Raw genomic sequence first — 15,209 nt, forward strand, 5'->3', positions numbered from 1 at the left:
GAGTTCATGCGGTGGTGCGGGCGGAGCTGCTAGCCGTGGAGGGGCTTGCCCGCCAGCGCCAGATGCGCCTCGCCCAGGGATTCGTTCTGGGTGGGGTGGGCGTGGACCAGCTGGGCCACGTCCTCCGGGTAGGCTTCCCAGTTCACGATCAGCTGTGCTTCACCGATCTGCTCGCCCATGCGGGCGCCGATCATGTGGACGCCAACGACGGGGCCGTCCTTCTGGCGGACCAGCTTGACCAGGCCGGACGTGCCCAGGATGGAGCTCTTGCCGTTGCCGGCCAGGTTGTATTCCTGGGTCTGGATCTGGTCCTCGCCGAACTTCTCCTTGGCGGCCTTCTCGCTGTAGCCGACGGTGGCGATCTCGGGTTCGGAGTAGGTGACCTTGGGGATGTTGACGTCCTCGACGATGACCGGCTTCAGGCCGGCGATCTCTTCGGCGACGAAGATGCCCTGCTGGTAGCCGCGGTGCGCCAGCTGCACGCCGGGGACGATGTCGCCGACGGCGAAGATGTTGCCGACGCCGGTGTGCAGGCGCTCGTTGGTGATGACGAAGCCGCGGTCGATCGTGATCCCGGCCTCTTCGTAGCCGAGGTTCGCCGTGACGGGGCCGCGGCCCACAGCAACAAGCAGGAGGTCGGCCTCGAAGGTCTTGCCGTCCACGAGGGTGACCTTGACGCCGTCGTCGTTCTGCTCGACGCCCTGGAAGAAGACACCGGTGGAGAACTTGATGCCGCGCTTCTTGAAGGCTCGCTCGAAGGCCTTGACGATCGTGGCGTCCTCGTTCGGAACCAGCGACGGGAGGCCTTCGACGATCGTGACGTCGACGCCGAAGGACTTCCAGACCGAGGCGAACTCGACGCCGATTACGCCGCCGCCCAGGATGATCGCGCTCTTGGGGATGTAATCCATGGTGAGGGCTTCGTCGGAGGTGATGACTTTGCCGCCGATTTCCAGGCCCGGCAGGGTGCGGGAGTAAGAGCCGGTCGCGAGGACAATGTTCTTGCCCTTGTACGCGGTGCCGTTCACGACGACGGTGTCGGTGCCCTGAAGCTTGCCTTCACCCTCAATGACGGTGATGCCCTTCTTGCCCTTGATCAGACCCTGCAGGCCCTTGAACTTGCCGGCAATGATGCCGTCCTTGTAAGCGTTGACAGCCGTGATGTCGATGCTGTCAAGGGTCACGTTGACGCCGTACTTGGCCGAGTCGCGGGCGTGGTCCGCCAGCTCTGCCGAGTGCAGCAGGGCCTTGGTGGGGATACAGCCGTTGTGGAGGCACGTGCCGCCGAGCTTGCCCTTTTCGATGAGGCCGACGGTGAGGCCAAGCTGGACAGCACGCAGTGCGGTGGCGTAGCCGCCGCTGCCGCCGCCGAGTACCAGGATGTCGAATTCTTGCGCAGTTGCCTGATCGGCCACTAAAACGCTCCCTCGCGTGAACGATGACACGAGAGTACGCATCATCTGGTCTTGGAACCTGTCTGCTGTGATTGTGCCAGCCGGCCGGTTCCCTTTCATTTGTGACTACTACATTGGGGTCTGCTTCTGGGAAACAAGGTTTACCTTAGCGAACCACTAATACATGCTCCATCTTGCCATGGCGTTTGTGGAGCGCTTGTGTCCAGTGTCACGCGCCTTTGTGGCCGGGAAGGCATCGCCGCCCCGGCCACAAAGCCGCGATGCGCGCTAGACGGTCTTGGTGAGGATGTCCTCGACGTAGGCCACCAAGGTGCGGACGGTGCAGCCCGTGCCCTGTTTGTGGTTGTAGCCGTAGGGGCTGCCGTTGTTAAACGACGGGCCGGCGATGTCGATGTGCGCCCATGGGATCTGTTCCCCGTCCTTGCCCTTGCCGACGAACTCGCGCAGGAAGACGGCCGCCGTCATCATGCCGCCGTGGCGTTCGCCAATGTTGGCGATGTCGGCGACCTGGGAGTCGAGGCTGGCCCGGAGTTCTTCCGGCAGCGGCATGGGCCAGACGAGCTCGCCGGCCCGGTCCGCGGCGGTCTTGATGGCGCCGGTAAGGGAGTCGGAACCCATCACGCCGGCCGTGCGGTCGCCCAGAGCAATGAGCTGGGCGCCGGTGAGGGTTGCGACGTCGATGATGGCATCCGGGAATTCCTGGCTGGCGGCGACGATGCCATCGGCCATGACCAGGCGACCCTCGGCGTCGGTGTTGAGGACCTCGACGGTCTTGCCGCCGAACATCGTCAGAACGTCCGCCGGGCGCTGTGCAGCGCCGGAGGGCATGTTCTCGGCGATGCAGAGCCACGCGGTCGCCTTGACGGGCAGCCCGAGGCCCGCGAGGGCCAGGACGGTGTTGAGGACGACGGCGGCACCCGCCATGTCGGACTTCATGTCGCCCATGCCCAGGGCCGGCTTGATGGAGATGCCGCCCGTGTCAAAGGTGATGCCCTTGCCCACGAGGGCGATCTTGGCTGTGGCCTTCGCCGGGGCGTATTCGACCTTTACGAGGCGCGGCTGCCGGGTGGAGCCCTTGCCGACGCCAAGAATGCCGCCGAATCCCTCCTTCTCAAGACGCTTCTCGTCCCAGACGGTCACCTTCACCGGCAGGCCCTTGGACAGTTCCTTGGCGGCGTCGGCAAAGGACTCGGGGTAGAGGTGGCTCGGCGGCTGGTTGACCAGCGTGCGGGTCGCGTTCACGGCCGTGCCGATCAGGGATGCCCGGTTCAGGACCGGCACCAGCGCCTTGTCCGTGGCGAAGTCGGTGCGGATGATGACGTTCTTCACCGGGTCCTTGAGCCCGTCCTTGGAGGACCGGAACTCCGTGTAGGAGTAGGCGCCCATCGCGGCGCCCTCGGCGACCGCCGCGACCTCGGCCAGGGTGGTGGTGGGCAGGGCCAGGGTGACGGTGGCGACGCCGGCCAGCTGGCGGACGGCCGAGCCGGCGGCGCGGCGCAGTGCCTCCTCGGAGAGCGGCTGCGTGGCGGAAAGCTTGCCGACGCCGGCGAGCAGCAGGATGGTCGCTCCCGCCTCGGGCAGGCCGGGCAGCCGGTGAGCCTGGTCCGCCGCGCCGGTGATGCCAAGAACGCTCAGTGATTCCGCCAGGGCCTCCGCGGCCTTGGCCGTCAGCGGATTGTCGAGCAGAACGGGGCCGTCAGGACCCTGTCCGACGCCGATGACGAGGGCATCGCTGGGGGACTTCTTCAAATCCCCTGCGACTGCACTAAGTTTGACTTCACTATTCTTGACCACGAGGACAGTCCTCAATTCTCTGTGATGGTTCTCGGTGATATTCGGCAGGAACTGCATGTTTGGCGTCCTGCCACGGATCCCGGGGCGCCGTCGGTCTGGGACGCAACCCGGTGTCTGCAAAACAAGCCCTAGGGCCATCACCGATCGTAGTCTCTAGACCGTGCGGAAATTCAATCGAATGAGAGCTGGAGCACACCCCGGGCAGGAATTAGCCCGGGCGCCGGGGCGTTGTATTGGTAGAGACGCTGCGAGCGGTGAGTGCTCCATGGGACTGGCCGGCAGGATCCGCCTGACTGGCCGTTCTGCCAGGCGCCGCCCGAATGGCGGATTGCGCCCCGCTTCTCCCACCGCCGCCCTCGTGAAAGGAACACGCCGTGATTGAACGGATTTCCGGCTCTTTGCTGGATCCCCAGTCGCTCTATATCCGTGATGACGCGCTGTTCTCCAGCACCGAACTGCGCGGACTCAACCTCGTCATGGGGTTCACCGGCTTCGCCGACGCGGGCCACGTGGTCCGGCAGATCACCGCTGAACTGCTGGACACGCTCGATACCGAGATGATCGCCGAGTTCGACGCCGACCAGCTGATCGACTACAGGTCCCGGCGCCCGCAGGTCAGCTTCGTCGAGGACCACCTGCAGGACTACCAGGCACCGAGCCTGGCCCTCTACCGGCTGGTCGACGGACTGGGCAGCCCGTTCCTGCTCCTCGCGGGGTTCGAACCGGACCTGCAATGGGAGCGCTTCGCTCGCGCCGTCGTCGGCCTCGTCGAAGAGCTCGACGTCAACCTCGTCACCTGGATCCATTCGATCCCGATGCCCGTGCCCCACACCCGGCCGGTCGGTGTGACCGTGCACGGCAACCGGCCGGAGCTGATCGAGGGAATCTCGGTCTGGAAGCCCACGGTGGAGGTGCCAGCCGCGGTGGGCCACATCCTGGAGCTGCGGCTGACGGAGGCCGGCCGGAACATCGCCGGCTATGTGATCCATGTGCCGCACTACCTGGCCGAAGCCGAGTACCCCACGGCCGCCGTGGCCGGGCTCGAGTACCTGGGCGCGGCAACGTCGCTCATGCTGCCGACCGATCGTTTGCGCGAGGCGGGACGCGAGGTGGGCCGGCAGATAGCCGAGCAGATCGAGGCATCCGAGGAGGTCCAGCAGGTGGTCTCACGGCTGGAGACCCGGTACGACGAAAAGGCCGAGGGGACGGTCCGGAGGTCGCTGCTGGCTGATGAGAACGACCAGCTCCCCAATGCCGACGCCCTTGGTGCCGCCGTCGAGGCGTACCTGGCCCGTAAAGAACCCGGCGAATAAATACTATTTATCATGAACCGGGCATAATGGGGGAGTGACCTCTCCCCGCGCCTGGCTGATCTGGATCGTCGGGATCTTCGCCTATCTCGTGGCGGTCAGCCAACGGACCTCTTTCGGTGTGGTCGGCCTGGAGGCAACGGAACGCTTCCACGCCAGCGCCGCGGAGATCTCCTTCTTCACCGTGCTGCAGCTGCTGGTTTATGCGGCGCTGCAGATTCCCGTGGGGATTCTGGTGGACCGGTTCGGCTCCCGCGCGATGCTGGCGGGCGGTGGTGTCCTGATGGGACTCGGCCAGCTTCAGCTGGCGTTTGCCGACAACATACCAGGCGGAGTCCTGGGACGCGTCCTGGTGGGCGCCGGTGACGCCATGACGTTTATTTCCGTCATCCGGCTCATCCCGCTCTGGTTCGCCCCGGGGCGCGTCCCGCTCCTGACGCAGCTGACCGGCATGTCCGGCCAGCTCGGCCAGCTCTTCAGCGTGGTGCCGTTCGCCATGATCCTGCACTCCGCGGGGTGGACGCCGGCCTTCCTGACGCTCGCCGCGATGTCCGGCCTCGCCGTCGTGCTGGTGCTTATCCTGCTCCAGGACCTTCCACCTGGGCACTCCGCACCGGCACAGTCACAGGGGCTGCGCGCCACCGGCATTTCGCTGGGTCACGCCTGGCGGCAACCCGGGACCCGGCTCGGGCTGTGGAGCCACTTCACCGTCCAGTTCAGTGGCACGGTTTTTGCCATGACGTGGGGCTACCCTTTCCTGATTTCGGCCGAGGGGCTGGACCGCGGCACGGTCTCGGCCCTCATGGCGCTGTACGTCGCCGGCGCCATCGCCGCCGGACCGCTGATGGGCAGATTCGTTGCCCGGCATCCGCTGCGGCGCTCCACCATGGTGCTGCTCATTTCCGGATGCACCGCTGCCGCCTGGGCGGCGGTTCTGCTGGTGCCGGGACGAGCGCCGCTCTGGCTCTTGGCCGTGCTCGTGGTGACCCTCGCCGTCGGCGGCCCCGGTTCCATGATCGGCTTCGATTTCGCCCGGACCTTCAACCCGGCCCACCGGCTCGGCACCGCCACCGGGATCGTCAACGTGGGCGGCTTCATCGCCGCGCTCGTGTCCATTTACCTAATCGGGCTGGTGCTCGACGTCCTGCATGCCACCGGGTTCTCGCAGGGGGAGCTCTACGGCCTGGATCCGTTCCGCGTGGCCCTGAGCGTGCAGTTCCTGCTGCTGGCCGGGGGAGCAGGAGCCATCGTGGTGACCCGGCGGAAGGTCCGGCGCCAAATGGCGGCCCAGGGAGTCATGGTTCCGCCGCTGCTCAAGTCCCTGGCCGAGCAGCGCAGGCTGGTCGCGGAGCGCCGCCGCACGCCCTGAATATGTGGTGGGCCGGGCTGATCGGTCATCCGTATGGCTGAAGTTGTTCATTATCGGGGTTGAACTAACTTAGAACGAGCGTTGGAGATGTGGACGCCAGCTTAGGGTGAAGGCATGTTCAAACCGATCCAGTCTCTGAGGCTCCTCGCGGCACCGGCCACGTCCGTGCTGCTTCTGGGGACTCTCTTTATCCTGGAGGAGCGACATTTCGACCAGAACAGCGCCCTTCTGTTGGCGCTCCTGACCGGCGTCGCTGTGGCCGAGGTCCTGCCGGCCGCTGCCGTGGGGCTGGTTTTCGCCGCCTTGGCCCTGCAGAGCCTGAAGGTTTTCCCGTTGGTCTTTCTCTCGGGCGTGCTGAGCTACGCTGTCGTTCCGGTGGTCATCTTTGTCGCCGTCATCGGCTGGAAAGCCCGGAACCGGTGGGTCCTCCCCGTTGCTGCTGTCGTATTTGCCGGCATCATCACCGTCAACTGGTTCACCGACCAGACCTGGATCAACATCATCTTCGCCAGCCCGATCTACGGCAGGGGATTACTGCGAACCCTCACCTACGCCTTTCTGATCTTTGGAGCCTTCGCCGCCCTGAACCTCGCCGCCTGGGCCGTCGGTGTGGCAGTAAACAACGCCTCGAGGAGCCGAAGGGCGCAGCTCGCGGCGGAAACACGGCTGCGGGAGACCGCGAGCGAACTCGCCATCGAACAAGAACGCAACAGAATCGCCGGGGAGCTCCACGACGTCCTGGCACATTCACTGACAGTCATCGTGGCCCAGGCCGACGAAATACGCTTCATCCACCGCACAGAACCGGAAACCGTGGAAGAAGCATCCAAGGTCATCGCCGAATCGGCGAGGACCGCCCTTGTCGAAACGCGCCGGCTCATCGAAGGCTTCTCCACGGAGCTCAGCAACCAACCGACTCACAAAATTGAAGACCTGGTGATTCTTGCCGACCGTCTGAGCTCCAGCGGCATGGCGGTCACGATCGAAACGACGGGCCAGCCATGGGACATGACCGCCGCCCAGCAGCTAACGGTCTACCGCCTGGCGCAGGAAAGCCTCACAAACGCCTTCAAGCACGGAGACCGGAGCCAGGGTACGCACCTGCACCTGGTGTGGACGGCAGGATCCCTTGAGCTCCGCATCAACTCCTCGCTGATCACCAGCCCGGCCGCGACGACAAAGGCCACCCCATCGGGCCGCGGAATAGCAGGAATGAAAGCCCGCGCCGCAGCCGCCGGCGGATGGGTGGAAACAGTCCGCGGCGAAGAGACCTTCGAAGTACTGGCCTTCCTCCCGTCGGCCGGACCTAGGCAGCAGGCAGCGGCCGCCTCCAACGGGCCCCGCCTGCGCTCATTGGAGGGAGCACAGCCATGACGACCACACCGATCCGGATTGCCCTGGCCGATGACCAGCCGCTGTTCAGCGCCGGGCTCAAAATGATTCTGCGCAGCCAGGCGGACATGGACCTTGTCGGCGAAGCCGTCAACGGAGAGGCCGCCGTCGAACTCGTGCAGGAGACCTCCCCTGATGTGCTCCTCATGGACATCCGCATGCCTGTCATGGACGGCATCACGGCCACAAGGACGATCCTGGAAAAGTCCACTGGAACTGCCACCAAAATCATCGTGCTGACCACGATCCAGCATGACGAAGCCGTCGTCCGAGCCATCCAGGCCGGCGCCGCCGGTTTCCTGACCAAAGACACCACACCGGACTTCCTGCTGGCCGCCATCCGAACGGTTCACTCGGGGCACTCAGTCATCGCTCCGGCCATCACCAACGAACTGCTACGCGACTACACCACGCCCTCTTCCGGGAACGACGCCGCGCTGGCAGACCTGTCCGGAAGGGAGCGCGACGTGTTTCTCCTTACCGCCAAAGGGCTGGGAAACGCCGAAATCGCGGCCTCACTGGTACTCAGCGAAGCCACTGTGAAATCCCACGTCGGCAGCATCCTGGCGAAACTGAAGCTGAAGAACCGCATCCAGCTCGTCGCCTTCGCTTACGAAAACAACGTCCTCAACTAGCCCTCACAACAGCACCGCCCCACCCTCCGACGCCGTCCCAATACGGGAAGGACAGCCACCGCTTTGCCCAAAACAACCGAAGGAGCCACCATGAAAAAGAAGATCTTCGGCGCTGCCGTGCTGATCGTAGGCACCGGCGCCGCCCTGGCCGCGGCCGCCATCCCGGCCGCGTCGGTCACCGCGTCCCCGGAGCCCGTCCCAGGGATCATCCGCCAGGCAGAGGCCTACGCCTCAACAGATCCGATAGCCGAAAAGGGCATGCAGGAGGCTGTCCGCCGCTGCATGGCCAAGGCCGGCTTCGACTACACACCGCCCGCCTCCGAGACGACTATGGACCTCAACGGAGCCATCGGATTCAAACGGCTCACGGTCGACGCCGCCAAAGCCAGCGGCTACGCCAGCACCCGACCGCAGGGACCTCACGAGCCGGCTCCCGGGTCCGCAGACGGCAAACTCTTCGCCAATCCAGCCTTCACCAAGGCACTCACCGGGCCCGGGGACACCGCGTCAATGACCACGGTGGACGGTATGGGAACGTCCTCCGGCGGATGCCGCGGCGAAGCCATGACACAGATCTACGGCAGCGCGGAAAACTACATGCTCGCCACCGGCATCGCCTCCAACTGGTTTTTCCCGGCCGCCCTGTCCGCCTCCGGCGACTCGGGCATTACCAAAGCAGTCGCTGACTGGGCGGCCTGCATGAAGGAAACCCCTTACGCCTCGTTTTCTAACCCGGGGCAGGCCGCCGATGCCGGTAAAACTGCGGGCGGCCAGGAAGAGTTCAGAATCGCCGTGACCGACGCCGTCTGCCGGGACAAGACCGGGTTCCACGCTGCCCTGGACAAAGTCCTGGACAAATACCTGACAACCCGCATGCAGGAACTCGCCCCGCAGATCGCGAAGGTCAAAGAGATTCGCCGCGCCGCGGACGCGAACGCGGCAACGGTGGAGGCCACTGCATCGAAATAGTGCGATTTAGTGCGGTTTGGCGAAAGGCCGGCGTCCTGTCAGCATTCGGGGGGCGGGGGGAGGACACCGCCCGTTGGCGCTGGTTCCGCCATAGTGGTTCCGACTTCGTCGCGGTTATCCACATAGCGCAACCCGGTACTGTCGCCGGGGACGCAGCCGCCGCGAAGCTGGACTTATGACAGCTCCCGATCACCTGAGAATTACCGGCCCCGAAGACATTCTGGGCTTCATCCCGCACTCCCTCGGTTACTGGCCGGAAGACAGCCTCGTGGCCATGACCTTGCAGGGGAAACGCCTCGGAGCCACCTTGCGGGTCGACCTCCCCGTGCCCGGAGGCGGCTCAGGCCGGAGGGACATGCTGGCCGGTTTTGCCCGGAATGTCGTGGCCTATCTGCAGGCGGACGACGCGGCTGACGGTTCGCTGCTGGCCTTCTTCACTGACGCTGAGGCCGGCGCCGATACGCAGACGGACAGCGCCGGCGACGGCCATGCGTGGGCGGACCTGCTCAAAGAACTCGAGCTTGCCCTTGAGGCAGCCGGATTGCCCGTGAGGGACGCCTGGATTATCGGTACTGAGTTCTGGCGCAACGCAGACTGCAGCGATCCGGAATGCTGTGGGATGCCCGGCCGTCCGGTCGAACAGATCAGGAACAGCAGGCTCAACGCCGAGATGGTCTACCGCGGCAGCAGCGTCGGCGCGGTCCCCGGCGCCCAGGGGACCACCCCGGCGCCGCTGCCGGTGGACCCCGCGGTGAGCCTTGCCGAGTGCGGCTGGGCGGAGCAATTCTCTCCTCGACGGCGGGACCGGGCCCAATTCGACCAGGTCCTCGACGTCTGGATGATGGCCATGCAGGCCGCCATTGGCCAGGAGCACCTTCCTGTCCCCACCGCGGGTGACGTGGCTAGGGGTGCCGTCCCCGACCCCGGAACCACCGACGCCGGGACCGACGCCGGAACCACCGACGCCGGAACCACCGACGCCGGGACCGACGCCGGAACCACCGACGCCGGGACCGACGCCGGAACCACCGGCTCCGGGACCGACGCCGGAACCACCGGCTCCGGGACGCCCGATCCCTGGACCATTGGCCGGCCGCTTCAGCTCTCACCGGAACTCGCCGGCTACCTGCGGGCCAGCCTGTGCATTCCGTCATGGCGGGATGCGGTCCTGGTGATGGCGGCCGCCGGACGGTCTGCGGCCGAACGCGGCGCCGAGGACTTCGGTATCTTCGACCCGGACCCCGGGTCCGCCGCTTTCCCCGATAACACGCCCGCCTCACGGCTCCGACCCACGCCCAGCCCCCTGCCGGGTCCAATGTCCGGCCGCACTTCCCGGTCCAAGTCCGCTCCGCGGATACCCCTGCCGGTGGCACCCGGCAGCGGCGGGTCCGCCGGCGGCGCCGTGCCTGCAGCCGGGGCTGTTCCCGGTTACGGGGAAGTCCTGCTCGGACTGGCGCCGTCGGTTCCGGACTGGACCCTGATGGTCGGGCTCGAGCGGGTCCTGGAACGGCTTGGCCGTCTTGGTGACGGGGAGGCAACGGCGGCCGCCGTGACGGCGCGGGGCTGGATCGAATGGTGCCGTGGCCGCGGCTCCTACGCCGACGCGCTCTACCGGCAGGCCTTGCAGGGCCAGCCGGGGTACAGGCTCGCGGAACTGCTGGCAGAGCTTGGCCGGCGCGGCACCCTTTGCGGCTGGGCTGCCAGGCGGGAGGCGGCCTGGCAGAAGTTTGCCCCGGACGCGGCATGAGGTCCTGACGCGGCGGGCGAAGCCGCCGCGATATCGTCGACCCGGCGTCGCGAAAGGCGCCCGGCCTGAAAACCGTGAGACAATGGTTGCCGAGACCCGGTTGGGTCCGTGTATCAAGTGCCCTAAATGTTCCTTGGAAACAGGGAACATTAAGGCCGCGCCAGCAGTTCTACTAAGTGGCTCTGCTGGTCGTGGTTGCACCTGATGTTGAACACGGACTTGACAGGGTCATAGTGGTGTTGCCCGTATGGTGATTCCGCAGACCGCAGCTAGAAAGGTTTTCAGTGACCCCGTCTTCCGCGAAGAAGGAACCCGCCGACCAGGCCGAATTGTCCCCTGAGGAGAAGAAGGCGGCGACCAACGCCAAGCGCGCCGCCACGCGCGCAGCCAACAAGGCTGTCAAGGACGCCGCTTCCGCAGAGGGTGGCGACACCGTAACCGGAGTCGCCAAGCCTGAGCCCAAGAAGCGCGGGCCCAAGCCCGGCGCGAAAGCCGCGGCAGAAGCCGCCGGCAACTCTGCCAGTACGTCTGACGATGACGTCGACGCCGAAGAGGATCTCGACGACATCACGCCCGACGCCGCCGAGCTCGGCGACGAAGTAGAAGGCGAGGAAGTCGCCGGCAAGGCCGCGGCCACCACCGGCTCCGGCTTCGTCTACTCCGACGCCGACGACGACGACGCTCCGGTGCAGCAGGTTATGTCTGCCGGCKCCACCGCCGACCCCGTCAAGGACTACCTGAAGCAGATCGGCAAGGTCGCCCTGCTGAATGCCGAACAGGAAGTAGACCTGGCCCTGCGGATCGAGGCCGGTCTCTTCGCTGAAGAAAAGATCGCAGCCGACGACGGCACCATGGACCCGAAACTCAAGCGCGAGCTCGAATTCGTCATCCACGACGGCAAGCGCGCCAAGAACCACCTGCTGGAGGCCAACCTCCGCCTCGTCGTCTCGCTGGCCAAGCGCTACACCGGGCGCGGCATGCTGTTCCTGGACCTGATCCAGGAAGGCAACCTGGGCCTGATCCGTGCGGTGGAGAAATTCGACTACACCAAGGGCTTCAAGTTCTCCACCTACGCCACCTGGTGGATCCGCCAGGCGATCACCCGCGCCATGGCTGACCAGGCCCGCACCATCCGCATCCCGGTGCACATGGTGGAAGTCATCAACAAGCTGGCCCGAGTCCAGCGCCAGATGCTGCAGGACCTCGGCCGCGAACCCACCCCGGAGGAGCTGGCCCTCGAACTCGACATGACCCCGGAAAAGGTCGTGGAGGTCCAGAAGTACGGCCGCGAGCCCATCTCGCTGCACACCCCGCTTGGCGAGGACGGCGACTCCGAATTCGGCGACCTCATCGAGGACTCCGAAGCCGTGGTTCCCGCGGATGCCGTGAGCTTCACCCTGCTGCAGGAACAGCTGCACTCGGTGCTGGATACGCTCTCCGAGCGCGAAGCCGGCGTGGTAGCGATGCGCTTCGGCCTTACCGACGGCCAGCCGAAGACTTTAGACGAAATCGGCAAGGTCTACGGTGTGACACGTGAGCGCATCCGCCAGATCGAATCCAAGACCATGTCCAAGCTGCGGCACCCGTCGCGCTCACAGGTCCTGCGCGACTACCTGGACTAAGCGCCACTGGTCGCAGACCGGGTAAAGGTTCTCAGCAATGCGGGGTCTCTTCCCGCCCATCCTCACCGGAGGAACGGGCAGGAAGGGACCCCGCATTGCTTTTTGCCGCCGCAGCCGGGTGCACGGCACTTAACCGACCCGGCACCTGACGAAACAGCACTTAACGAATCAGGGCCCCTCCGGTATGGAGGGGCCCTGATGCAGTGGTCTCAGGTCGCCCGGAACCCTGTAGGGTGCCGGGCTGAAACCGGTGCGGTCTAGTCGACCGGAACCGGGGCCTTCTGGTGAAGGCGGTCAGTCTCATCATGCCAGTCTGAACTGAGCGGCTTGAGGGTCGGTTCTACGGCGCGTGCGTGGTGGCCGCAGAAAAGAAGCTCACCGCCGGAGGCACCGAGAACAACTCGGACATATGCCTGTGCTCCGCAACGATCGCACCGGTCTGCGGCGGTCAGTGTGCGGTCCGCAACTGCTGTTGTCATGTTCGGCCTCCTTAGTAGATCGGTATACCTATATAACCAGCATTCGTGGCCAAACCATGGCACGGATGGCCTACTTTCGCTGTCCGCGTATCACGTCTCAGTAACGGCGGGTGGCCGGAGAGCCCCCGCGGGGAGTGGCAGACCGTCGATCACCCGGAGTCCGACTAACCTAGGAAGTGCGTCAAATTCTGTGACTGCCGCCTGCGCACGCTGCGGTGGCTGTCCCGATCCTTTAAGGAGTTCACGACCCGTGGCACCCAGTTCTGATTACACCGCCCGGCACCTCTCCGTGCTGGAGGGCCTCGAGGCAGTCCGTAAGCGCCCGGGCATGTACATCGGCTCCACGGACTCCCGCGGCCTCATGCACTGCCTCTGGGAAATCATCGACAACTCCGTCGACGAGGCCCTCGCCGGCTTCGGCCACGACATCAAGATCATCCTCCACGCGGACAACTCAGTCGAGATCCACGACGACGGCCGCGGCATCCCCGTGGACGTCGAACCGAAAACCGGGCTGACCGGCGTCGAAGTCGTCTTCACGAAACTGCACGCCGGCGGAAAGTTCGGCGGCGGCTCCTACACCGCTTCCGGCGGCTTGCATGGCGTGGGCGCCTCGGTGGTCAACGCGCTCTCGGCCCGCCTCGACGTCGAAGTGGACCGAGGCGGCAAGACGTACAAGATGTCCTTCCGCCGGGGGGAACCGGGCCGGTTCAAGGATCCGGGCACCAAGCCGGACCCCGCGACCCTGTTCGAACCCTTCATCGACGGCTCTGTGCTCGATGTCGTGGGCAAGGCCAAGCGCGGCGTGACCGGAACCCGGATCCGCTACTGGGCGGACCGGCAGATATTCACGCCCGACGCCAAATTCTCCTACGATGACCTCGCCGCGCGTGCCCGCCAGACCTCGTTCCTGGTCCCCGGACTGAAGCTCACGGTCCGGGATGAACGCAGGATTGCCGGCACGCCCGGAGAATCGGGCCCGCATGAAGAGGTCTTCCACCACGACGGCGGCATCTCCGAATTTGTCGACTTCCTCGCCGCCGACCCCGCCGTCACGGATATCTGGCGCCTCCACGGTGCCGGGAAATTCAAGGAAACCGTCCCCGTCCTCGACGAAAAGGGCCACAGCCAGCTCGCGGAGGTCGAACGCGACTGTGAGGTCGACGTCGCGCTGCGCTGGGGGATTGGCTACGACAGCACGGTCCGGACCTTCGTCAACATCATTTCCACGCCCAAGGGCGGCACCCACCAGTCCGGCTTCGAGCAGGCCCTGCTCAAGACCTTCCGCAAGGCCGTGGAGACCAATGCCCGCAAGCTCAAGGCCGGCAACGACAAGATTGAAAAGGACGACATCTTCGCCGGCCTGACCGCGGTCCTGACCGTCCGGCTGGCCGAACCGCAGTTCGAGGGCCAGACCAAGGAAATCCTGGGCACCTCCGCCGTCCGGGCCATTGTGGCCAAGGTGGTGGAACAGGAGATCACCGCGAAGCTGACCTCCGCCAACCGCAACGACAAGGCCCAGTCCGCGCTGCTGCTGGAAAAGATCGTCAGCGAGATGAAGTCCCGCATCTCGGCGCGCGTCCACAAGGAAACCCAGCGCCGCAAGAATGCGCTGGAAACCTCCTCCATGCCCACCAAGCTGGCCGACTGCCGTACCGACGACGTCGGACGCTCCGAACTGTTCATCGTCGAAGGTGACTCCGCGCTCGGCACCGCCAAGCTGGCGCGGTCCTCCGACTTCCAGGCGCTCCTGCCGATCCGCGGCAAAATCCTCAACGTCCAGAAAGCCTCGGTGGGGGACATGCTCTCCAACGCCGAGTGCGCTGCCCTGATCCAGGTGGTGGGGGCCGGTTCCGGCCGCACGTTCGACATCAGCGCCGCCCGGTACGGCAAAGTGATCCTGATGACCGACGCCGACGTCGACGGCGCCCACATCCGGACCCTGCTCCTGACGCTCTTCTTCCGCTACATGCGTCCGATGATCGACGAGGGGCGCGTCTTCGCCGCCGTCCCGCCGCTGCACCGTGTGGAGGTCGTCAACGCCGGCCAGAAGGCCAACGAGATGATCTACACCTACTCCGAGGCTGAGCTCCATGTCCTGCTGGCGCGGCTCGCCAAAGAGGGCAAGCGCTACAAGGAGCCGATCCAGCGGTACAAGGGGCTGGGCGAAATGGATGCCGAACAGCTGGCCGAAACCACCATGGACCCGCGACACCGGACGCTCCGCAAGGTCGGGATCGAGAACGCCAAGCAGGCCGAAGAGACTTTCGACCTCCTCATGGGCTCGGACGTGGCGCCGCGCAAGGACTTCATCATTGCAGGCGCCGCCAATCTGGACCGGGAGCGCATCGACGCCTGACGTTCCGCCGGCGGGGACGGGCCCGGCGACCGAAATCTGTGCCGTCGCGGCTGCTTCGCCGGCGTCTGGTTCTCTCAACCTTTGCCCAAGGTGCTTCCGATAGCTTCATCTCACCCTT

General features: G+C 65.6%; 11 protein-coding genes. 8 read left to right on the forward strand and 3 right to left on the reverse strand.

Annotated features, from left to right (window positions below; genetic code table 11):
* Positions 1-29: 29 nt before the first annotated feature.
* Entirely contained in the window at positions 30-1,415 is a 1,386-nt protein-coding gene (gene lpdA / locus AC1DFR_RS07530; protein ID WP_018772391.1) for a dihydrolipoyl dehydrogenase, read from the reverse strand.
* Between the two features lie 267 nt (positions 1,416-1,682).
* A complete protein-coding gene (locus AC1DFR_RS07535) occupies positions 1,683-3,209 on the reverse strand; it encodes a leucyl aminopeptidase (protein ID WP_476873084.1) in 1,527 nt (508 codons plus the stop codon).
* A 374-nt stretch (positions 3,210-3,583) separates the two neighbouring features.
* On the opposite strand from AC1DFR_RS07535, the gene AC1DFR_RS07540 reads away from it, so the two are divergent.
* From AC1DFR_RS07540 to AC1DFR_RS07570, 7 genes are all read left to right on the forward strand, one after another.
* Complete coding sequence (locus AC1DFR_RS07540) at positions 3,584-4,522, forward strand: proteasome assembly chaperone family protein (protein ID WP_476850450.1); 939 nt, start codon at positions 3,584-3,586, stop codon at positions 4,520-4,522.
* 34 nt (positions 4,523-4,556) lie between these two features.
* Positions 4,557-5,888, forward strand: coding sequence for an MFS transporter (locus AC1DFR_RS07545; protein ID WP_223917111.1), 1,332 nt, complete (start codon positions 4,557-4,559; stop codon positions 5,886-5,888).
* A 114-nt stretch (positions 5,889-6,002) separates the two neighbouring features.
* Complete coding sequence (locus AC1DFR_RS07550; protein WP_476873085.1) at positions 6,003-7,262, forward strand: sensor histidine kinase; 1,260 nt, start codon at positions 6,003-6,005, stop codon at positions 7,260-7,262.
* Positions 7,259-7,915, forward strand: a complete 657-nt coding sequence (locus AC1DFR_RS07555) for a response regulator (RefSeq protein WP_476859821.1) — start codon at positions 7,259-7,261, stop codon at positions 7,913-7,915. Before AC1DFR_RS07550 ends, AC1DFR_RS07555 begins: the two co-directional genes overlap by 4 nt.
* Positions 7,916-8,005: 90 nt before the next feature.
* Entirely contained in the window at positions 8,006-8,884 is an 879-nt protein-coding gene (locus AC1DFR_RS07560) for a hypothetical protein (protein WP_476857964.1), read from the forward strand.
* Between the two features lie 175 nt (positions 8,885-9,059).
* Positions 9,060-10,631 carry a DUF4192 family protein gene (locus AC1DFR_RS07565; protein ID WP_476873086.1) on the forward strand — a complete coding sequence of 524 codons (1,572 nt, stop codon included), beginning with the start codon at positions 9,060-9,062 and terminating at the stop codon, positions 10,629-10,631.
* 284 nt (positions 10,632-10,915) lie between these two features.
* On the forward strand, positions 10,916-12,253 hold the full coding sequence (locus AC1DFR_RS07570; protein WP_476873087.1) for an RNA polymerase sigma factor: 1,338 nt from the start codon (positions 10,916-10,918) through the stop codon (positions 12,251-12,253).
* 257 nt (positions 12,254-12,510) lie between these two features.
* Here the strand turns inward: AC1DFR_RS07570 and AC1DFR_RS07575 are convergent, their stop codons facing one another.
* Positions 12,511-12,732 (reverse strand): DUF7455 domain-containing protein, encoded by a 222-nt coding sequence (locus AC1DFR_RS07575; RefSeq protein ID WP_026266251.1) that lies wholly within the window; start codon positions 12,730-12,732, stop codon positions 12,511-12,513.
* Positions 12,733-12,982: 250 nt separating this feature from the next.
* Here AC1DFR_RS07575 and AC1DFR_RS07580 point away from each other — a divergent pair, with 250 nt between their 5' ends.
* Positions 12,983-15,091 carry a DNA gyrase/topoisomerase IV subunit B gene (locus tag AC1DFR_RS07580; protein WP_018772397.1) on the forward strand — a complete coding sequence of 703 codons (2,109 nt, stop codon included), beginning with the start codon at positions 12,983-12,985 and terminating at the stop codon, positions 15,089-15,091.
* Positions 15,092-15,209: the final 118 nt, after the last annotated feature.

It is taken from the genome of Arthrobacter sp. 05T410, assembly GCF_056396505.1.